At 63.4% G+C, this 19,597-nt stretch carries 22 protein-coding genes; 1 reads left to right on the top strand and 21 read right to left on the bottom strand.

What is annotated here, in order from left to right:
- Nucleotides 1-345: 345 nt before the first annotated feature.
- The 20 genes from FGE05_RS17610 to FGE05_RS17515 all read right to left on the bottom strand — a co-directional run bounded on the left by FGE05_RS17610 (nucleotide 346) and on the right by FGE05_RS17515 (nucleotide 17,897).
- Nucleotides 346-792, bottom strand: coding sequence for an excinuclease (locus FGE05_RS17610; protein WP_139646918.1), 447 nt, complete (start codon nucleotides 790-792; stop codon nucleotides 346-348).
- Between the two features lie 29 nt (nucleotides 793-821).
- Nucleotides 822-2,048 carry a beta-ketoacyl-ACP synthase gene (locus tag FGE05_RS17605; RefSeq protein WP_033034765.1) on the bottom strand — a complete coding sequence of 409 codons (1,227 nt, stop codon included), beginning with the start codon at nucleotides 2,046-2,048 and terminating at the stop codon, nucleotides 822-824.
- Nucleotides 2,048-2,776 (bottom strand): 3-oxoacyl-ACP reductase FabG, encoded by a 729-nt coding sequence (gene fabG / locus FGE05_RS17600; RefSeq protein ID WP_139646916.1) that lies wholly within the window; start codon nucleotides 2,774-2,776, stop codon nucleotides 2,048-2,050. Before fabG ends, FGE05_RS17605 begins: the two co-directional genes overlap by 1 nt.
- Nucleotides 2,773-3,240 (bottom strand): hotdog family protein, encoded by a 468-nt coding sequence (locus tag FGE05_RS17595; protein ID WP_139646914.1) that lies wholly within the window; start codon nucleotides 3,238-3,240, stop codon nucleotides 2,773-2,775. The genes fabG and FGE05_RS17595 overlap by 4 nt, the downstream gene beginning before the upstream one ends.
- Nucleotides 3,237-4,433, bottom strand: a complete 1,197-nt coding sequence (locus FGE05_RS17590) for a beta-ketoacyl-[acyl-carrier-protein] synthase family protein (RefSeq protein ID WP_139646912.1) — start codon at nucleotides 4,431-4,433, stop codon at nucleotides 3,237-3,239. Before FGE05_RS17590 ends, FGE05_RS17595 begins: the two co-directional genes overlap by 4 nt.
- Nucleotides 4,430-4,924 (bottom strand): DUF3261 domain-containing protein, encoded by a 495-nt coding sequence (locus FGE05_RS17585; protein WP_139646910.1) that lies wholly within the window; start codon nucleotides 4,922-4,924, stop codon nucleotides 4,430-4,432. The genes FGE05_RS17590 and FGE05_RS17585 overlap by 4 nt, the downstream gene beginning before the upstream one ends.
- Nucleotides 4,921-5,649, bottom strand: coding sequence for a class I SAM-dependent methyltransferase (locus tag FGE05_RS17580; RefSeq protein ID WP_139646926.1), 729 nt, complete (start codon nucleotides 5,647-5,649; stop codon nucleotides 4,921-4,923). Before FGE05_RS17580 ends, FGE05_RS17585 begins: the two co-directional genes overlap by 4 nt.
- 1 nt (nucleotide 5,650) lies before the next feature.
- Nucleotides 5,651-6,901: an NAD(P)/FAD-dependent oxidoreductase gene (locus tag FGE05_RS17575; RefSeq protein ID WP_139646909.1), complete on the bottom strand. Its 1,251-nt coding sequence runs from the start codon at nucleotides 6,899-6,901 to the stop codon at nucleotides 5,651-5,653.
- 51 nt (nucleotides 6,902-6,952) lie between these two features.
- A complete protein-coding gene (locus FGE05_RS17570; protein WP_139646907.1) occupies nucleotides 6,953-9,286 on the bottom strand; it encodes an MMPL family transporter in 2,334 nt (777 codons plus the stop codon).
- Nucleotides 9,276-9,866 carry an outer membrane lipoprotein carrier protein LolA gene (locus FGE05_RS17565; RefSeq protein ID WP_139646905.1) on the bottom strand — a complete coding sequence of 197 codons (591 nt, stop codon included), beginning with the start codon at nucleotides 9,864-9,866 and terminating at the stop codon, nucleotides 9,276-9,278. Before FGE05_RS17565 ends, FGE05_RS17570 begins: the two co-directional genes overlap by 11 nt.
- Entirely contained in the window at nucleotides 9,863-10,288 is a 426-nt protein-coding gene (locus tag FGE05_RS17560) for a thioesterase family protein (protein WP_139646903.1), read from the bottom strand. The genes FGE05_RS17565 and FGE05_RS17560 overlap by 4 nt, the downstream gene beginning before the upstream one ends.
- Nucleotides 10,281-11,825: a histidine ammonia-lyase gene (gene hutH / locus FGE05_RS17555; RefSeq protein ID WP_139646901.1), complete on the bottom strand. Its 1,545-nt coding sequence runs from the start codon at nucleotides 11,823-11,825 to the stop codon at nucleotides 10,281-10,283. Before hutH ends, FGE05_RS17560 begins: the two co-directional genes overlap by 8 nt.
- Nucleotides 11,806-12,750 carry a glycosyl transferase gene (locus tag FGE05_RS17550; protein WP_139646899.1) on the bottom strand — a complete coding sequence of 315 codons (945 nt, stop codon included), beginning with the start codon at nucleotides 12,748-12,750 and terminating at the stop codon, nucleotides 11,806-11,808. Before FGE05_RS17550 ends, hutH begins: the two co-directional genes overlap by 20 nt.
- A complete protein-coding gene (locus FGE05_RS17545) occupies nucleotides 12,747-13,481 on the bottom strand; it encodes a glycosyltransferase family 2 protein (RefSeq protein WP_139646897.1) in 735 nt (244 codons plus the stop codon). The genes FGE05_RS17550 and FGE05_RS17545 overlap by 4 nt, the downstream gene beginning before the upstream one ends.
- Nucleotides 13,482-13,648: 167 nt before the next feature.
- Nucleotides 13,649-15,328: an AMP-binding protein gene (locus FGE05_RS17540; protein WP_139646895.1), complete on the bottom strand. Its 1,680-nt coding sequence runs from the start codon at nucleotides 15,326-15,328 to the stop codon at nucleotides 13,649-13,651.
- Entirely contained in the window at nucleotides 15,325-15,885 is a 561-nt protein-coding gene (locus FGE05_RS17535) for a hypothetical protein (RefSeq protein WP_139646893.1), read from the bottom strand. The genes FGE05_RS17540 and FGE05_RS17535 overlap by 4 nt, the downstream gene beginning before the upstream one ends.
- Complete coding sequence (locus FGE05_RS17530; protein WP_024779866.1) at nucleotides 15,882-16,136, bottom strand: acyl carrier protein; 255 nt, start codon at nucleotides 16,134-16,136, stop codon at nucleotides 15,882-15,884. Before FGE05_RS17530 ends, FGE05_RS17535 begins: the two co-directional genes overlap by 4 nt.
- A gap of 9 nt (nucleotides 16,137-16,145) precedes the next feature.
- Nucleotides 16,146-16,403, bottom strand: coding sequence for a phosphopantetheine-binding protein (locus FGE05_RS17525; RefSeq protein WP_024779865.1), 258 nt, complete (start codon nucleotides 16,401-16,403; stop codon nucleotides 16,146-16,148).
- Nucleotides 16,384-17,193, bottom strand: a complete 810-nt coding sequence (locus tag FGE05_RS17520; RefSeq protein ID WP_139646892.1) for a 1-acyl-sn-glycerol-3-phosphate acyltransferase — start codon at nucleotides 17,191-17,193, stop codon at nucleotides 16,384-16,386. Before FGE05_RS17520 ends, FGE05_RS17525 begins: the two co-directional genes overlap by 20 nt.
- Nucleotides 17,169-17,897: a beta-ketoacyl synthase chain length factor gene (locus FGE05_RS17515; protein WP_139646890.1), complete on the bottom strand. Its 729-nt coding sequence runs from the start codon at nucleotides 17,895-17,897 to the stop codon at nucleotides 17,169-17,171. Before FGE05_RS17515 ends, FGE05_RS17520 begins: the two co-directional genes overlap by 25 nt.
- Nucleotides 17,898-18,245: 348 nt before the next feature.
- Between FGE05_RS17515 and FGE05_RS17510 the strand changes: the two genes are divergently transcribed.
- Entirely contained in the window at nucleotides 18,246-19,016 is a 771-nt protein-coding gene (locus tag FGE05_RS17510) for a ParA family protein (protein WP_139646888.1), read from the top strand.
- A gap of 123 nt (nucleotides 19,017-19,139) precedes the next feature.
- On the opposite strand, the gene trxC is transcribed toward FGE05_RS17510, so the two are convergent.
- A complete protein-coding gene (gene trxC / locus FGE05_RS17505; protein ID WP_139646886.1) occupies nucleotides 19,140-19,574 on the bottom strand; it encodes a thioredoxin TrxC in 435 nt (144 codons plus the stop codon).
- Between the last annotated feature and the right edge of the window lie 23 nt (nucleotides 19,575-19,597).

The following is a 19,597-nucleotide window of genomic DNA, read 5'->3' as shown; positions in this document are numbered from 1 at the left end:
CAGCTTTGAGCTTGAACTCACTGGAATAAGATTTACGCATAGCCAAACACCTCAGATTTGGGCGCCATCATAGCGCCCGATTGAAGTGTCCAAAATCATTAGGCCAGTTCACAGTGGCCCCTCAAGAAACCTGTACCGGATACATATCCCTTGTGGGAGCCGAGCTTGCTCGCGATAGTGGTGGATCAGTTGGCATCGCTGTCGACTGTCCTGCCGCCATCGCGAGCAGGCTCGCTCCCACAGTGGAGTATCAGTGAGCCAAACGCCTGCGCCTGGTACAGAACTTTTGTGGGAGCGAGCCTGCTCGCGATGGCGGCGGGCCGGGCGGCATCAATGCCCGAGGGCTTATTGCACCTTCGACAGATCCCCCTTCAATGCAACGCCTGCCATGATCGCGCCGGCATGGCATTCATAGGTCGCAGGGTCTTTGCGCTCGTTGCTCTTGTAGAAGCTGACGATGTTGGTCACGGCGTTGGCGCCTGCATTCTTGGCTGCCTGGTGCAGGCTGATCAGCGCCGATTGCAGCACCCATTCGCAGGCTGCTTCGTCGGATTTGTTGAAGGCGTTGGTTTTCTTGTTAGTCACCGCACCGGGGCTGACCACGGTGACGTTACCGGCCGGTTTGTTGCCCGCCAGGTAGAATTTCACGCTGCCGTCGATCTTGCCGGTGCGGATGGCTTCGGCGACGACCTTGTCGAAAGGCAGGTACAGCGCGGTATCACGGGCCTGGCTGAGAGTCGGCAGGGTGCTGAGCAACAGGGCGGCGGTAACGGCGATTTTCTTCAGCGACATCAGGGTCTCCTTGACCAGAGGAACGGGCGTCAGTGCCAGCGACGGAAGATCAACGAAGTGTTGACCCCGCCAAAGGCGAAGTTGTTGTTCATCACGTACTCGTTGCTCATCGACCGAAACTCGTTGCGCAGATAATCGAGCTGGCCGCATTGAGGGTCGACTTCGTCGAGATTGCAGGTATGTACATACCGGTCGCGGTTCATCATCTCGATGCTGAACCAGGACTCCAGTGCCCCGCAGGCGCCCAAGGTATGGCCCAGGAAGCTTTTCTGCGAACTGATGGGCATGCGTTCACCGAACAGGCTGCTGGTGGCGAGGGTTTCGGCAATGTCGCCCTGTTCGGTGGCGGTGCCGTGCCCGTTGACGTAGCCGATGGCGGAGGGTTCGAGGCCCGCATCTTCCAGGGCCAGCTCCATGGCCCGGCGCATGGTGACCAGCTCGGGACGGGTAGCATGCTGGCCATCGGCGTTGCTGCCGAAGCCGACGATTTCGGCGTGGATTCGCGCACCGCGGGCCAGGGCATGTTCCAGCTCTTCAAGGACCAGCATGCCGGCACCTTCGCCGATCACCAGGCCATCACGGCCCTTGTCGTAAGGGCGTGGGCTGGTCTGTGGTGCATCGTTCTTCAGGCTGGTGGCGTAGAGCGCGTCGAAGACCATCGCTTCGGTCGGGCACAGTTCCTCCGCGCCACCGGCAATCATCAAGGGCAGGCGCCCGAACTTGATCGCCTCGTACGCGTAGCCGATGCCATGGCTGCCACTGGTGCAAGCGCTGGAGGTGGGAATCATCCGTCCGGTAAGGCCGAAGAAAATGCTGATATTGGCCGCCGTGGTATGGGGCATCATCCGCACATAGGAGTTGGCGTTCAGGCCTTCGGCCACGCTGTTGAGCAGCATGTTGCCGAACGCCTTGACCTCGTCGGTGCTGCCGGTCGACGAGCCGCAGGATACGCCCATGCGTCCGTCCTTGATCGACTCGTCACCCAACAGGCCGGCGTCGGCCAGGGCTTGTTCTGCCGCGGCGACCGCCAGCCGCGAGACCCGGCCCATGCTGCGCAGTTGCTTGCGTGTCCAGTGGGCCGGGACCTTGAAATCATCGATGGGGCCGGCCAGGCGGGTGTTCAGCTCAGTGAATCGGTCCCACTCGTCCATGCGCCGGATGCCGCTGCGGTTGGCGGCGAAGTTGGCGGCGATGGTCTCCCAATCGCTGCCCACGGAGGTGATGCCGGCCATGCCGGTGACGACAACGCGCTTCATCAGCACAAGCCTCCGTTGACGGCCAGGACCTGCCGGGTGATATAGCCGGCTTCGGCGGACATCAGAAAGTTCACCGCGCTGGCCACTTCTTCCGGCGTGCCCATGCGCTGGGCGGGAATCATTTTCATCAGTTCTTCCACGGGGACGTTTTCATCGAGCATGGCGGTGTCGATCAGCCCTGGCGCGACGCAATTGACGGTAATCTTGCGCTTGCCGAGTTCGATTGCCAACGCCTTGGCCGCCCCGATCAGTCCGGCCTTCGAGGCGCTGTAATTGACCTGGCCACGGTTGCCGATCAACCCCGACACCGACGTGATGCAGACGATTCGTCCGGCGGCGCGACGACGGATCATCGGCATCATCACCGGATGCAGCACGTTGTAGAAACCGTCGAGGTTGGTGCGCATCACCGCGTCCCAGTCTTCTTCACTCAGGGCTGGAAACGCACCATCGCGGGTCAGACCTGCATTGAGCACCACGCCATAGTAGGCGCCGTGGGTTTCGACGTCGGCCTCGAGAATGGCCTTGCAGGCGGCACGGTCGGACACGTCGAACTGCAGGACCCGGGCCTGTCGACCGAGGGCCTGGATCTCGGCCTGGACGGCATCGGCCTCAGCACGGCCGCTGCGGCAGTGCAGCACGATGTCATGCCCGGCCTGGGCCAGGCGCAGGGCGATGGCGCGGCCGATGCCACGGCTGGAGCCGGTGACCAATACGGATTCAGTCATGGCTGGTTTCCTGTTGCGGATGGTTCATGGAGGTAGTGGGCGGACTTGGGTGGACGGAACACGTTCAACCGGGCTGTGGCATGTATGCCGGGTGCTTCGATATGGCACTCGAACACACCCATGCCGTTGTCGTCTTCCAGCGAGCGCATACCGCGGATGTCCAGCTCGGTACCGACTGGAAAACAGTCGACGTTGCATTCGAACTTACGGGTGCCGAGCAAAAAACCCAGCTCAACGGCGTCGCCACGTCGGCGCGCATGGCAACCGGCAAACGCGGCGACGCTCTGGGCCATCAACTCGATGCCGACCCAGGCCGGCAGGCCACCGTCGTCACGGTTGAACAATCCCCCGGGTTTGACGATGGCGTGGGTATGGATCTGCTCGTCATCGAATGCCACGACGCGATCGATGAGAATCATGTCGCCTGCGTGGGGCAGCAGTTCGGCGAGTGGCCAGTCAATCATGGGGCATCTCCGATAATCAGGCTGACGTTGTTGCCGCCGAAGGCAAACGAATTGCTCATCAGGCGACGGGGGGCGGTCGGATTCAGGCGGCTGTCGGCGCGGGTCCAGGCCAAGGCCGGCAGGTCGGGATCGGCCTGACCGTCCCAGACATGAGGCGGCAGAGCCCCGGTGGGGTTTTCGGCGCTCAGGCTCAACCAGCAGAAGGCCGCTTCCAACGCTCCGGCCGCACCCAGGGTGTGGCCGGTCATGGGTTTGGTGGATGAACACGGCACCCCCTGCGGAAACAGGCCGGCCACCGCATGGCTTTCCATGGCGTCGTTGTGTTGCGTGGCGGTGCCGTGCAGGTTCAGGTAGTCGATCTGGCTGGCCTCGAGACCTGCGCAGAGCAAGGCTTTTTCCATGGCTTGGCGAGCGCCGCGACCGCTGGGCTCCGGAGCGGAAATATGATGGGCATCGGAGCTGGCGCCATCGCCGAGCAAGGCAATCGGCGTTCCATTACCTGGTGTCTTGCTCATCAGAAACAGCACGGCCGCCTCGCCGATGTTGATGCCGTTGCGGTTTACCGAAAACGGATTGCAGCGCTCGTTCGACACTGCTTCCAGCGCCGAAAAACCGTTGAGGGTCAGCTTGCACAGGCTGTCCACCCCGCCGCAGAGCACCGCATCGCACAGGCCCAGGTCGAGCAGACGCCGGGCGCTCATCAAGGCACGGGCGCTGGAGGTGCAGGCGGTGGAAATCACATAGGACGGACCACTCAGGCCGAGCCAGTCGGAGAGGAAATTGGCCGGCGCGCTGAGTTCCTGCTGCTGGTAGTCGTAGCCGTCCGGGAAGCGCTGTTCGCGCAGGTAATGGGCGATGCCCTGACTGGCCTCGTCGATTCCCGAGGTGCTGGTGCCCAGGACTATGCCGATGCGCGCACGGCCATAGGCCCGGATGGCCCGGTCGATCTCGGGCCGGATCTGCAACCCGGCCTCCAGCAGCAACTGATTGTTGCGGCTGCCATGGGCGGCCAGGGTCTCGGGGATGCGAGCCAGTTCACCTGTTACCGAAGCAACCGGCAAGGCACGCTCGGCCACCCACCCGGCTTCGATACGCAGGCCCGAGCAATCGCCGGCGAATAGGTTGCGCGCCACTTCATGTTTATCGCGGCCCAGGGCACAGATCACGCCGAGGGCATTCAAATAGGCGGTCATGGAGTGCTCTCGGTCAGCGGCGTGATGCGGTAGTGGAGGCCTTGGGGCAGGCTCAGTTGGAAATCCAGCGGCTGCTTGTAGCGCACCTGCCAGCGGGAATCCAGGGTTCGTTGCGCGGTCTGTTGCCGGGCGGTCGGATAATTGCCGGACAGCTCGGTTTCAGGGGTCAGGGCGAACAGCAGCGCGGCGAACAGCTCCCGGGCTTCGGCGTTGGGGGGCAGCAGGCCGTCGGCTTGCCACTGGCCATCGACCAGGCGTTGGCGGGCCAGGGGAATACCCAGCGGGTCCATCATCGACCAGCGAATGCCGGCGTCTTCGCGCTGGATCACCAGCAGCCAGTCCTGGCGCTGCCCGGCCAGTTGTCGCTCGATGTGCAATTGCAGCGGCAGCGCCAGGGTGGGGGTGTGCTGGGGCAGTGGCGCATGACTGGCGCAGGCTCCGAGCAGCAACAGGCAGCCGATCAGCAGGCCATTGAGGCAGGCGCGGATCATTTGCCAACTCCTTCGACGGGCTTGCGGGCCACGACGTTGACCAGGGTTTCTTCCCGCTCGCCGAACGGCCTGGGGCGGCGCAGGCCAAAACGTTCCAACAGACCGAAGTCCCTGGCGCGGCTCCACCACAGATAGGGATAGGACACGTTGTCGGCTTCGAAGCGGAACCCTTGCTGGCGGATCATCTCCAGGTATTGCGCGGCACTTTTCTGTACGTGCATGGGATGACGGAACAGCCAGCGGATGACCCAGGTATCGATGTAGGCCTCGGTGGATTCGGCGAACATCAGGTAGCCGCCGGGCTTGAGCACGCGATAGAACTCGGCCAGGGCCTTTTCCTGCTCCACCAGATGATGGAAGGTCTGGTGACAGAACAACAGGTCGACGCTGGCGTCCGGTACCGCCAAGGTTGCGCAATCGCTGCCGATCAGTTCCACGGTCATGCCCTCGCGGGCCGCTTCTTCGGCGCTCAACGCCAGGCTATGGGGATCGGCATCGACCCCGATCAACCGCTGTGGCGCGAACACCTGGCGCAGGTACTGGAACGATTTGCCCTGGCCGCAACCGGCGTCCAGCAGCACCGGGGCGGTGGGCAACGGCGTACTGAACAGGCTGCGCAGGTCGTTGATCGCCACGCGCAGCACATGGTGCTGCCAGGTGTGGCTGCGCAGGAACCAGAAGCCGAAGCGGGTTTCTTCGACGTAATTGTCGCTCAGGTAGTTCATCTCACTCATGGGCCGGGCTCGCACAGATTTCCGAGAGCATGCGCAGGCGTCGCTTGGGTTCGCTGACGAACGGGTTGCGTTGATCCCAGGCATACCCTGCCAGGATCGAGCTGATCATGCGGCGGATGTCGGAAGAACCTTCGGTATAGAAGATCACGTCCTGGAAGGTGCCGGCGTACCAGCCCTCGACGTAGCAGCGGAAGGTGTCGACGCCACGCTTGAGCGGTTCGGCGAACTCGCTTTGCCAGTCCACGCTTTCACCTTGCAGCTGACGATGCAATACGCCGGCCGCCATGCTTGCCGAGCGCATGGCGATGGTCACGCCGGAGGAGAACACCGGGTCGAGAAATTCCGCGGCGTTGCCCAGCAGGGCGAAGCCTTGGCCATGCAAGGTTTTGACATTGGCCGAGTAGCCGCCGATGGTCCGTGCCGGGGTATCCCACACGGCGTTGTCCAACACTCGGGCGAGGCTTGGAGTCTCGTCGATGAACCCCCGCAGGCAGGCGTCGAGGTCGTCGGTGCAGCCCGCAAAATGCTCTGCCGCCGCGACCACACCAACCGAGCAGCGCCCGTCACTGAACGGAATGGTCCAGAACCAGATATCGCGTTGGGTCGGGTGGGTGGTGATGAGGATTTTCTCCCGGTCGAAGGCCGGGGTATCGATGCGGTCCTCGACATGGGTGAATACGGCCTGGCGCACCGGGAAGTTCGACGGTGCCTCAAGGTCCAGCAAGCGTGGCAGGACTCGACCATAGCCGCTGGCGTCGAGGACGAACTGGGCCTCGATCCGGTACTCGCTGCCATCCTCGCGCCGTACACCCAGTTGCGGTTTGGCGAGCTTGAAATCGACGCTGGCGATGGCTTCGCCATAACGGATCTCCACCCCTTGCAGGGCGGCTTGATCGGCCAGCAGCTTGTCGAAGTCGGCGCGCTGTACCTGGAAGGTGGTGGGCTTGCCTTCGCTGAAGGTGTCGCCGAAATCGAAGGCGCTATAGCGCTCACCCCAGGCGAAGGCCGCGCCGTTCTTGCGCTGGAAACCTGCGGCCTGCACCGCGTCGAGCATGCCGGCCTCTTCGACGAAGTCCAGGCAGTGGGACAGCAGGCTCTCGCCGATGGAGAACCGGGGAAAATGCTGGCGTTCGATGACCAGCACATCGTGCCCCTTGCGCTTGAGCAGCGCCGCCGCGATGGCGCCGGACGGCCCTGCGCCGATGATGACGACCTGGCGACGTTCCATTTCAATTGCAGACATTTGGACTCCTTGCCAAGGCAGCGATGTTCGAGTGAGAGTGGTGCGTAATCGTCATTGGGCGGGTTCCAGCACGGGTGGTGCATGCTCCTGGTGCCCGGCCCACGGCGCCAGCATGAAGCTGAACGCCAGCCCCAGGCTCACCGCCAGGCCAAAATTGCTCACTGCCGGCGTACTGGAAAGCGCCAGCAGGCCGAACGACAGCCAAGTAGTGACCGCCGCGAGCAGGGTGCCCAGCAGGCTCACCGCAGCACCGCCGATCTGCTCGCGCATCAGGATCGCGTAATCGACGCCGATGGCCGTCACCAGCAGCAGCCCGAACAGGCTGAACAGGGTCAACGGCTGCCCCAGCCAGCCCAGGCTCGCCAGGCTGCACAGCGCGGCAAGCAGCGGCAGGGCCACGATCCGCAGGGCTGCCCAGACGCCGAACGGCCAGATCAACAGCAGTACGATCAGCACGCAAGAGGCCAGTTTCAGCTCGGCGGCGCTGATCTGCGTGGCGGCGAACACCCGATTCAGATCGCCCAGGCGGTCCACCAACTGCACGCCGGGCAGATCCACCGCCTGCAAGCGCAGCAGCGCGGCGTCGTTCAAACCCTGCAAGCTGATCATGGCAGCCACGCCTTGCTCGGTCGGGCCGAGCCAGAGCATGCGATATGGCTCGGCCAACGGACCGGTCAGCGCGGCATCGATGTCTTCCACCGGCAAGGCCTGTAGTTGGGTCAGCTCTGCCTGCAAGGCGGCGACCGGCACGCCCAGGTCCAGCAGCGGTTGCCAGAACGCCGGGAGCCGGGCCAGGGCTTCACGGACTTTCTGCTGTTCGGCCGGCGGGCTGACCAGTTGGTTCAGTGACAGGTAGCCCTGGAGTTTTTCCAGGCCGACCAACTGGTCCAGCCGCTCGTTGAGGGCGGTCTGGCGTTCCAGCAGTTGGGATTGATTGTCGGCGCGAATCAGGAAGAACTGGCTGGTGGGTTGGAAACCGGTGATGCGGGCGATATCGCGGGCCTCGTCGGTCAGATGCTGGGGCGTGCCGATCCATTGGCGGATGTCGTTTTTCGTGCTCAGGTGCCAAAGCCCTCCGGCGCAGAAGATCAGCAGCAGCGCCAGCAGGATTGGCGTGGGAACCCGCGCCAGCAGTGCTTCGCGGACCTTGAGCAGTTGTTCGCAGAAGCGCAGCGGCCACTGGGCAGGACGCAGGTCCGTGCCCTTGAGCAGCGCCGGCAGCAGGCAAACCGCGGTCAGGTAGGCGCCGACCAGCCCGGCGGCGGAAAATACCGCGATCTGGGTCAGGGCCGGGAAGGGTGTCCAGGCCAGGGCCAGGTAGCCGATGCAGGTGGTCGCCAGGCTCAGGCTCAGCCCCGGCAAGGTCAGGCGCAGGGCTGGCCAACTGCGCCACGGCTTGAGGCTCCAGCTCTTGGACAGGTAGTGCAGCGGATAGTCCACCGCTACGCCGATCAGGCTCGAGCCCAGCACCAGGGTCATGACATGCATGCGCCCGAACAGTGCCACGCAGGCCACCGCGCCAAACAGCATGCCGACCAGTACCGGCATGAACGCGAGCCATACCCGCAGGCGTCGGAAGGCCAGCAACAGCAGCAGCAGAATACCCACTGTCGCGCCACCGCCAACCCAGGTGATTTCCTTTGATGCCTGTTGCTGGCCGCTGGCGGCGTACAGCAAGCCACTGGCCGCTAACAGTTGCCCTTGGGCCTGGCCTGCCTGGTCGCGGCTGCGTTGCAGCAGATCGGCCACTTGCAGCGGCAGGTTCATGTCGAAGGCGTTGCCTTGGGTGCGGGCCCGTAGCATCACCCAGCTTTTGCCATCGGCATCGGCAATCAATGCACCGCTGCCTACGTCCAGCTGTATCGCGCCGCGTTGGGGCTGGCTGTTCTGGATACGCCCGGTCAGGCCCAGCCAGTCATCCTGGCTCGGTACCAGGCTGAAGCCGCTGAACGGGTCGAACAGCGCCTGTACCCGCTGCTGGATGAACGCCTGGGGCTGGTCGATCAATTGCTGGCGGTCCGTGGCCGAGAGCATCGCCAGCCGTCCGTTCAGCAGTTGCGTGCGCAGCGCCGGCAAATCGGCTTGCAGCGTCCACTGGACCTTATCGAACAGGCCACTGGCCTGCCATTGCTCGCCAAGGGTTTGCGCCAGGGCGATGGCTTGCTGACGGTCGGCGTGACCGACCAGCACCAGCACCTCGCGATTCAGCGGCTCCTGCATGCGTTGCTCAGCGACAAGCTCCAGGGCATCGGGGGACGTGCCCGGCACCAGTTCCATGAGGTTGACCGACAGTGGCGCACCGTTGCGCCACTGCCAACCGGCGAGCGCCAGCACCGCCAGCAGCAGTATCAGGAACAGCCGTGGCAACCTGCGTTCACTCGGCAAAGTCGTGTCGCTCCGCTTCGCTCAAGGGTTGCGTGGCGACGCTGTCCTGCATGCGCAGCACCGTGCTGTCGCCCTGGGTTTCAAGCAGCTCGATGCGCTGCACCAGTTCGCCACCGTCGATGTTGATCTGGTTGAACACCTGTTTGAGCAACACCGAGCGCGGGGTCAGGGTCAGCTTCCACCGCTGCGGCTCACCCGACAGGCTGAGCTCGAAATCCCGCAGCAGACCACTGCTGTCGCCCTGCAAGACGGCCAGGAACAGCCGGTTCTGTTCGGCGCCGGCACTCTTGTTCGGCAGCATTTGCCAGGCGTTGCCGTCCCTTCGGGCGATGCCTTGGGCGGTAATGCGGTAGTCCTGTTGCAGCGGCGTCTGTAGCAGCCACAGCAGGCCTTGTTTCGCCAGAACGAAATGCCCCTTGCTGATGAGCGGTTGGGGCAGGGCGCGCAGGTGCTTTTCCTGGATGAACTGGCCGTGGATGGCATCCGGGCGGGCCAGCTGTTCGCTCAGTTGCTGCAAGTCGAAGGCCTGGGCCAGGGGCGACAGGCAAAACAGCAGCAACCAGAGGGGCAGGCGTTTCATGACAGTTTCCTTTCGACGGCGTCGACAAACACCTTGGGCGAGGCCAGCAGCATCTCGCGGGTCGTGATGTCCACGGCCACCTGCACCGAGCTGGCGCGGGTCAGGCGTTCGCCGGTGAGCGTGTCGCTGATCAGGTAGTTGATCTTCAACCGGTTCTCCCACTCCACCAGACTGGCACGCACGGTCAGGGCCTGACCGAACACCGCGCTGCGCACGTAGCGCAGTTGCAGGTCGATCACCGGCCATGCGTACCCGGCGGCGAGCATGTCGTTGTAGTTGTGGCCGATCTCATCGAGCAGGGCGCAGCGGGCCATTTCCAGGTATTTGACGTAGTGGCCGTGCCAGACCACGTGCATCGAATCGACATCGAAAAACGGTACGACAATCTGCGTCTCGACATGCAGCACGCCCTGGCTACGCATGCAGCCTCCAGTGTTGCTCGGCGATGCGTTGCAGGCACAGGCGCAGTTCGCCTTCCAGGGCGCGGTCTTCGATGACCGGCGGGAAATCCCCGGCCAGTTGTTCGTGCATGGCGGCCAGAGCCGGCGGCAGCGGTCGCGCGTCCTCGGCACGGCTGCGTAGCCACACGCCCTGGTTGGCCGCCAGCAGCGTCGCGGCGGCGACTTGTTCGGTCAGCTCCAGCACGCGGATCGCATCCCGGGCGGCGATGGTGCCCATGCTGACCTTGTCCTGGTTGTGGCACTCGGTGGAGCGCGAGAACACGCTGGCTGGCATCGTGTTTTTCAGCGCTTCGGCGGTCCAGGCGCTGGCGCCGATCTGCACGGCCTTGAAACCATGGTTGAGCATCGCCCGCTCGGCGCTGGCGCCGGACAGGTTGCTCGGCAGGCCATGGTTGTAGCGCTCGTCCACCAGCAGGGCGAGTTGCCGGTCGAGCAGATCGGCGACGTTGGCCACCAGGTTTTTCAGGCTGTCCATGGCGAAGGCGATGTGCCCACCATAGAAATGCCCGCCGTGCAGCACCCGCTCGGCTTCGGCATCGATGATCGGATTGTCGTTGGCGCTGTTGAGCTCGGTTTCGATGAACGCGCGCAACCAGTTCAGACTGTCGGCCAGCACGCCGAGTACATGGGGCGCGCAGCGCAGGGAATAGCGGTCCTGCAGGCGATGCAGCGGCGCGGTCGGTGCGTCGATCGCCAGGTCCTTGCGCAGCCACGCGGCGACCTGCATCTGCCCCGGGTGTGGCTTGGCGGCGAACAAGCGCTCGTCGAAGTGCTCGGGGTTGCCTTGCAGGGCGACGACGTTCAGCGCGGTGATGCGGGTCGCCAATTGCAGCAGGTAGTCGGCCCGGGCGAAGGCCAGGCAGGCGAGGCCAGTCATCACGGCGGTGCCGTTCATCAGGGCCAGGGCTTCCTTGGGCCGCAGCACCAGCGGGGTCCAGCCCAATTCGCGGTGTACGTCGGCGGCCAGCCGGCGTTCGCCACGGAACATCACCTCACGTTCGCCGGAGAGCGTCGCGGCCACATAGGACAACGGCGTCAGGTCGCCGCTGGCGCCCACCGAACCTTCTTCCGGAATCAGCGGCAGGATGTCGTGCTCGAGAAAAGCCTGGAGACGTTCGAGCAGTTCAACCCGTACTCCGGAGACGCCGTGGCACAACGACTGCAAGCGCGCGGCCAGCACCGAGCGGGTGGCCTGGGCATCCAGCAGCTTGCCCAGGCCGCAGCCGTGGAACGTATACAGGTGGCGCGGCAAGGCCTCGACGTGCTGCAACGGCACGGCCACCACGCAGGAATCGCCGTAACCGGTGGTCACGCCGTAGATCACCCCTTCCTTGTCCAGCAGGGAATCGAGAAATTGCGCACCCTTGGCAATGCGCTGGCGGAACGCCGGATCATCCTGCAGTTGCGTCGGCGCCTGACGGTTGGCCAGGGCCAGCACGTCTTCGATGCGCAGGGGGCGTTCGCCGAAGGTTACCGGCTCAAGAGTGGGCATCGTCATCGATCTTCCAGAAAGGGTAAAAGTTGAACCACTGTTGGGGCCCCTGGAGGCAGTACTGCGCCAGGCGCTCGGCATAGCGACCGGCCCAGTGGGCGATCACTTGCTCGCGTTCGGTGCGTTTCCACACCACCGCGTCGGCGAAGGGCTCGAGGGTGACGCGATAGCGCCCCTCGTGCTTGAGGCACATCAGCAGGTTGACCGGGCATTTCAACAGGCCGGCCATCAGCCAGGGTCCCTGGGGAAACGCGGCCGGGTGGCCCATGAAGTCCACGGTCACGCTGCGTCCGCCGTGCAGCGGCACGCGGTCGCCGGCAATCGCCAGCCACTCGCCGCGCTCCAGGCGCTCGCTCAGTTGCAGCATCACCGCCGGATCCAGTTCGCTGACCTGGATCAGCCGCAGGTGCGTGGCGCCGGCTTCGCCCAGCAGGCGATTGAATTGTTCGGCGTGCTTGGTATGCACCAGCACGTTCATGGTGACTTTTTCGCCCAGTTCGGCCAGGGCCCGGCACATTTCCAGGTTGCCCAGATGCGCCCCCACCAGCATCTGGCCGCGAGCGCCACGCAGATGATTGCGCAGCAATGCCGTATCGACGATTTCGATCTGGTCGATGCTCAGTTTGCCGTTCCACACGTCGAGTTTGTCCAGCAGCGAGTCGGCAAACGCCATGAACTGCCCGAAGACTTTGCCGTGGGTAGGGCGCAATTCGATGCGGCCGCTCCAGTCGGCCAGGCGCTGCTGATATTGCCAGGCTGCCCGGCGAGCGCTGCGACCGAAAATGAAGAAGTACAGGACGATGCCGTACAGCACCGGGCTCAGCAGGCGACGGCCCAACACCTTGGCAGCGAACGCCGTGAGTTTCATCAGCCAGAAACTGCCGCGCTCCTGGCGGTCGGCCCAATGCGTTTTGTCAGCCTGGAGACTCATGTCCGCCACCGTCGCCAGAGAATCAGGGGAGCACGTACCAGCATGCCGAAGAACAAACGGGTGTGCATGCTGGAAATCAGCACGTTGTCGTGGAACAGACGAAAGTGCGAAACCCCGTCCTGGGGGTAGTGGACCCGGGTGCGCAGCCAGCACATCGGTTGGTTACGCCAGGCCAGTCGTACCAGGATGTCCGAATCGAAATCCATGCGCTTGCCAATGTTCGCCGAGTTGATCAGCGCCAGGGTCGCTGGCAGGGGGTAGACCCGAAAGCCGCACATGGAGTCGCGGATCTGCAAGGACAGGCTGTTGATCCAGACCATGACGTGGGTCAGGTAGCGAGCGTACAGGCGGCCTTTCGGCACGCTGGCGTCGTATTGCGGGTAGCCGCAGACCACCGCGTCCGGGTGGGCGCGGGACTGGTCGATGAAGGTTTTCACGTCGTCGAGGTCGTGCTGTCCATCGGCGTCCACCTGCAAGGCATGGCTGAAGCCCAGGCGCGAGGCTTCCCGCAGGCCGGTCATGACGGCGCCCCCCTTGCCCTGGTTGACCGCCAGCCTGACCAGGTGAACCCGCTCATCCACGGCCAGCCGCTCCAGCACCGCCGCGCAGGCCGGGCTGCTGGCGTCGTCGACCAACACACAGGGCAGGCCATTGGCGAGCAATGCCTGGACCACCGTCGAGATGGCGGTTTCGTGGTTGTAGACGGGGATGACGGCGCAGGGGTTATGCATGTCTTTTGCCTTCCACCGAGCTCTTGTGGCGAGGGGATTCAGCGAAGCGTCGCACCGCCCCGCTGGGTTGCGCAGCGACCCCAAGTCCTGTGAAGCACCACAATTCGTTGGCGAGTGCTTCGCACTCGAGCGGGGATAAATCCCCTCGCCACAGGACGGTGTGAGCATTAGTCATGGGCTGCCCCCAGCACAATCCGCCCACTGGAGCACGCTGCCGTATCGTTGCGGTAGGCGAAGTACAGCTTGCCGCGCTCGCGGTCGAAGCGCAGGTGCAACTGGACTTCATCGCCGGGGCGTACCAGTTGCTGGAACTTCAGCACTTCCATCCCGACGAAGCGCGGCGGCAGGTCCAGCAGTTGCCGGCCCAGGTTCAGGGCCCAGTCGACCTGCACCACGCCGGGCAGTACCGGGGCGGTGGGAAAGTGGCCGCTGAAGTACGCCAGGTCCGGCGGCACGACCAATTGCAGGCTCCATTCGCCGTCGGTCTCGACCTGCTCCAGCACGTCGGGAGCCTTTGGGCGCGGGGCCGCCAGCAGGGCTTCGACCTCGGCCTGGGGCAGCTTGCCTTGAGCGTTGAGTGGCAACTGGCGCAGCCAGCGCCAGCGCCGTGGCAGGGCCAGTGTTTCGCAATGCCCGCTCAGGTGGCGACGCAAGGTTTCGGTCACGGCGCGACGACCCTGGTTACGTAATGCATGGAGGCCGGTTTCGCTCAGTACCAGCAGAGCGCCAAGGGATGCACGATTTTCCCGCACTACCCCCAGCCGCGCTTCGCTCACCCAGTCGTGGGCCACCAATGCCTGTTCCAGCATCGGCAGGGAGATGCGCTTTTCTTCGAGCTTGACGATGCGATCCAGGCGTCCGAGCAGTTCGAAGCGCCCATCGGCGTCAATCCGTGCGGCGTCGGCGGTATGTTCCACATGGGCGGGAGGCAGATAAGGCGAAGCGACCAGCAAGGCACCGTCGCTGTCCTGGCTCAGTTCGACACCGGCAAAGGGCTGCCACCGTTCATCACTCTGGCGCCAGGCGATACCGCCGGTTTCCGAACTGCCGAATATTTCCGTCGGCCATTGGCCCAGGCGCTGCTGCAGGCTTTGAGCGGCCTCGGCCGGCAAGGCGCCACCGGAGGAGAACACCCGGCGCACGCTGCTCAAGGCCGTCCAGTCGAGGTTGTCGCCCATGCGCTTGAGCAGTGCCGGGCTGGCGACCCAGGCGAAGACCGGGTGCTCGCGGCTGGCGCGTTGCAGGTCTTCGGGAAACGCCAATTGCCGGCGCACGAACGGCCGCCCTGCGCACAGCGGCCACAGGACCCGGAACAGCAGGCCGTAGATGTGCTGGGCGGCGACGCTGCCAATCATGCAGGCGCGGCCCAGGTCGGCGCCCCACAATTGCTCCAGGGCCTGGACCTCGTTGCTCAACTGGCGCAGGTTTTTCTCGATGCGCTTGGGCTCGCCGCTGGAGCCGGAGGTGCACAGACTCAACCCGCATTGGTCAAGGTCCAGCTCGACAGGCTCCAGGGGAGCCTGTCGCAAGTCGCCTGGATGGGTGTCGCCAGGCTGGTCGGTCAGCCACAGGTCGACCTCGGCCGACCAGCGCTGGCGGGTCTGGGCCTGCAGGTCGGCGGGAAGCAGGACGCGCACCCCGGCACGCCAGGCACCGAGCAGGGCGACGGCCAGGTCGGCGGCGTCTTCCAGGTGCACGGCCATACGCTGTACACCGCGGGCGTGCAGGCCTGCGGCCAGGCACAGCGCTTCGTCCCGCAGTTGCGAATGACTGAGTGCCGGATCGACGGCGACTGCGCGCTCCGGCTGAGCCTCGAGCAACATCTGCTCAAGTTTTATCCAATTCATGGGCGGCCTCTTACCCTTTGTCGTATGAGCCATTCAATGGCAAACAGCAGCCCCATCAACCCGTAGGAAATCAGACCGGTGTACAACATCCACCAGCTCAGCGGCGCCCAGAGCGTCAGGACGGCGGCGAGCAAACCGTTACAGAGGAAAAACACACTCCAGACCACCGTGACCTGGCGGGTATAAACCACCGCTTTTGCCGGCAATTGCGGTTCACGCAGGCGGGCTATGCGCTCGATCATCGGCGGGCCGTATTTCAGGCTCAGGGTGAACATCCCGAGCATGAAGGCACTGATCAGTACCGGATACCAACGCAGCAGGAGCGGGTTATCGAACAGCGCGAGCAACCCGCAGAACACGATCGCCGCGACCGCCATCCACAGATTGCCAGGCTCACCTTTGCCGAGTCCTCGGTTAACGAGCAATGCCCGGGCCAGCCACAAGCTACCCAGCAGCAGGCCGAACTGCCAAGGGGCGAAGTGCTCCATGCCGAAATACACCGCAAAGGGGTACAGCAGGCCCGCCAATAGCAGGCCAAGGCCAATCAGCCGGCTCATGCGGCCGGTTGGACCAGTCGATAGACCGCCTCGACCACGTCGTTGACGGTGCGTACCGTCTTGAATTCTTCTGCGGCGATTTTCTTGCCGGTCTGGCGCTTGATGTGATCGATCAGGTCGACCGCGTCGATGCTGTCGATTTCCAGGTCCTGATACAGGTTCGATTCCAGCGTCACGCGCTCAGGGTCCAGTTCGAAAAGCTCCACCAGGGCATCGCGCAGGGTGTTGAAAATGTCGTCACGAGTTTGCATGGTCCGGTCTCAAGCGCGTTTTGCAGTGACGAAGGCCGCAAGGCTTGCCACATTGCTGAAATGGTTGCGGGTGTCCTTGGCGTCGGCATCTATTTTGATGCCGTACTGTTTCTGGATCGCCAGGCCAAGCTCCAGGGCATCCACCGAGTCCAGGCCCAGGCCTTCGCCGAACAGGGTCTGGTGGTCGCCGATGTCGTCGACCTCGATGTCCTCCAGGCCGAGGGCGTCGATGATCAGCTGTTTGATGTCACGGTGCAGATCGCTCATCTTCGGCGAGCTCCTTGATGAAATAGTGATGCAAAAAATCGTTGAGCCTGCGCGAAGCAAGAGGCGGGGGGCCGAGCGTGGCGAACGCCTTTGGATCTATATCGGCCCCCACATGGAAACTGAAGTGCACGCGGCGTTGGGGGATGCGATACCAGGGTTCGGCCTTGGTCAGGGTGGTCGGGCTGACCTTGATGGTCACGGGTGTGAGGATTTTCGCACCTCGCAGGGCGATAGCCGCAGCGCCCCGATGAAAGGCCGGCGCCTGGCCGGGCTGGGTACGCGTACCCTCGGGGAACACGATCAGGGTCTGGCCATCTTTCAGGGCATCGCTGGCGGCGTCGAGCATGTCCATGCTGCCGTCGTTGCTGATGTATTGGGTCGAGCGCAACGGGCCGCGGGTGAAGGGGTTGTCCCAGAGGCTTTGCTTGACCACGCAATTGGCATCGCGCACCAGCCCGATCAGAAACACCACGTCGATCAGCGACGGGTGGTTGGCGATGATCATCTGTCCGGGCCGGCCAAGTTTTTCTGCGCCGTCGATCTGATAAGTGAGCACGCCGGTGCGGGCCATGAACCGGATGAAGAACCAGAACAGCCGTCCAACCGTGCGCCGGGCCCGTTGCCGATGGACCTGGGCATCGCCGGGCCACCAGGCCAGCAGCGGAAACACCAGCAACCGCAGGCACAGCCCGCCCAGCCCGAACAGGGCGAAGCTTGCAGCGGTCGCGAGCAGGCGCCAGTAATAGGCGTCGCGATGCTTGCCCGTCACCGGTTGCGTTGCCAGGTCCATACACGATTCTTCCAGGCATGTTGGCAGGTGGTTTCGTCGTTCAACAGCGTACGCAGCAGATCCAGGGCATGGGGCCAGTCGCTGCCGGACGGTTGAACCTGTGGGGTGGACAAGGCCAGTTGCCAGTCTTCGCCCCGGGTCAGCAGCAGCCCCATCGCATAGGGAAACGGCACGTCGTCAACCCAGGGTGCATATACCAGGGGCGGTTGTTCTTCGGTGATGACCAGCAGCACCGCCGGTGCACCTTCATTCAACAGCGCGGCGGCTTCCAGGACACCATGCTCCAACCCGTCGCCCGTGGCGGCCAGGGCCGTCATTTCGCTGGTTTCGTTGCGCATGATCGACCACAGGCCGATCACTGCGTTGTGCACCGACAGGCTGAACTGGGTGGGCGACAACGGTTGGTCGGCTGCCAGGTCCTTGAGAATCTCAAATGTGCGCGGGGTTTCACCGTGGCGGGAAATAAAGACCAACGGCAGGTTCGGCCGGCCTTCGGCCAGGGGCCAGCCGACACTGAAGGCCATCCGCGCCAGGCGACTGAGGCGGCGGCGCTGCATGGCCGGCAGGAACGAGACATCAGGGGCGGCGTCGTTGGCGGGCAATATCACCGGCTGTTGGCTCCAGGCCTGCCAGTCGTCCACGCTTTCGAGCCCAGGGGCCCATGCGCGCCATTGGGCGATATTGAAATTGATCAAAAAATTCATCCCACCCCTGCGGGCTTTTTATTGTCACGGTTCAGTGGTTTGACCCGCGTCCAACCCAGCATGGCCTTGCGACCCAAATGGCGCGCATTATCCCGGTGCCGTTGGCTTGTAGCAAACAATGGTTACATTAAAACGGGAAAACCTGACGGTGGGTTCGTCCCGGCTCGGCCAGCTCATTATCGCGATTGTGACGAACCTGTCTGTCGGCTGCTTCCGTTATCCTTCGCGCGAATTGACGCTTCTTTACCGGAAAAAGCCACTAACGCTGTAGTCCATCCATGCTGAAGGTAGCGAAGCGGTGTCATCGCCTACTACACTCGGGAATCTTTGATACACGGAGGTTTTGACATGCGGCGCGTGGTATTCAATCAGAAAGGTGGGGTGGGCAAGTCCAGCATCGCCTGCAACCTGGCGGCGGTCAGCGCCAGCGAAGGGTATCGCACGTTGTTGGTGGACCTGGACGCACAGGCCAATTCCACCCAATACCTGACCGGTCTCACCGGCGACGACATCCCCATGGGCATTGCCGACTTCTTCAAGCAAACCCTGTCCTCCGGACCCTTCTCGAAGAAGAACAAGGTCGATATCTACGAAACGCCGTTCGATAACCTGCATGTCATCACCGCCACTGCCGAACTGACGGATCTGCAGCCCAAGCTTGAGGCGAAGCACAAGATCAACAAGCTGCGCAAATTACTCGAAGAGCTGGACGAGGATTACGATCGGATCTACCTGGATACGCCACCAGCCCTGAATTTCTATGCGGTTTCAGCGCTGATTGCGGCTGATCGGGTGTTGATCCCTTTCGATTGCGACAGTTTTTCCCGCCAGGCGTTGTATGGCCTGCTGGCGGAAATAGAAGAGCTCAAGGAAGACCATAATGAGAGCCTGGAGATTGAAGGCATCGTGGTCAACCAGTTCCAGGCCCGGGCCAGCCTGCCGCAGCAGATGCTCGACGAACTGATCGCCGAGGGCTTGCCGGTACTGCCGGTGTACCTGAGCAGCTCGGTGCGCATGCGTGAATCCCACCAGGCCAGCCTGCCGCTGATTCATCTGGATGCGCGGCACAAGTTGACCCAGCAGTTCGTGGAGTTGCATGGGTTGTTGGAAAACGCCTGACTGAGAGGTTGTTTCAGGCACCTATGTGGGAGCGAGCCTGCTCGCGATAGCGGACTGACAGGCACATCGATGTTGAATGTGTCTGCGCATCGCGAGCAGGCTCGCTCCCACAATGGAGTAGCGTCAGATCCCCTGGCTGCGCAACCAGCTCATCAGTTGCGGCAAGGGTAACGCTCCGCTTTGCCGTGCGACTTCCTTGCCATTCTTGAACAGGATCAGGCTGGGAATCGAACGAATTCCCAATTGCGCCGACAGTTGCGGGTTGGCTTCGCTGTCTAGTTTGGCCAGTCGGCATTTACCGGTCAGTTGTGCGGCGGCCTGTTCGAACACCGGCGCAAAGGATTTGCAGGGGCCGCACCAGTCCGCCCACACATCCACCAGCAACGGCAGGTCGCCCTTGACCTGGCTGGAATAGTCGGCCTGTTTGAGCTCGAACGGCTTGCCCAATAACACCGGAGCTTTGCAGCGCCCACACTTGGGCTGGTCGGCCAGACGTTCGGCAGGTATGCGATTGAGCCCGTTGCAATGGGGGCAGGGGATCAGCATCGGGTCAGACATGGTGAACTCCATAAGTCGGTCAT

Source organism: Pseudomonas sp. ICMP22404 (genome assembly GCF_006227205.1).
Lineage (GTDB): Bacteria > Pseudomonadota > Gammaproteobacteria > Pseudomonadales > Pseudomonadaceae > Aquipseudomonas.
This window is presented reverse-complemented; position numbering and strand designations above follow the sequence as displayed.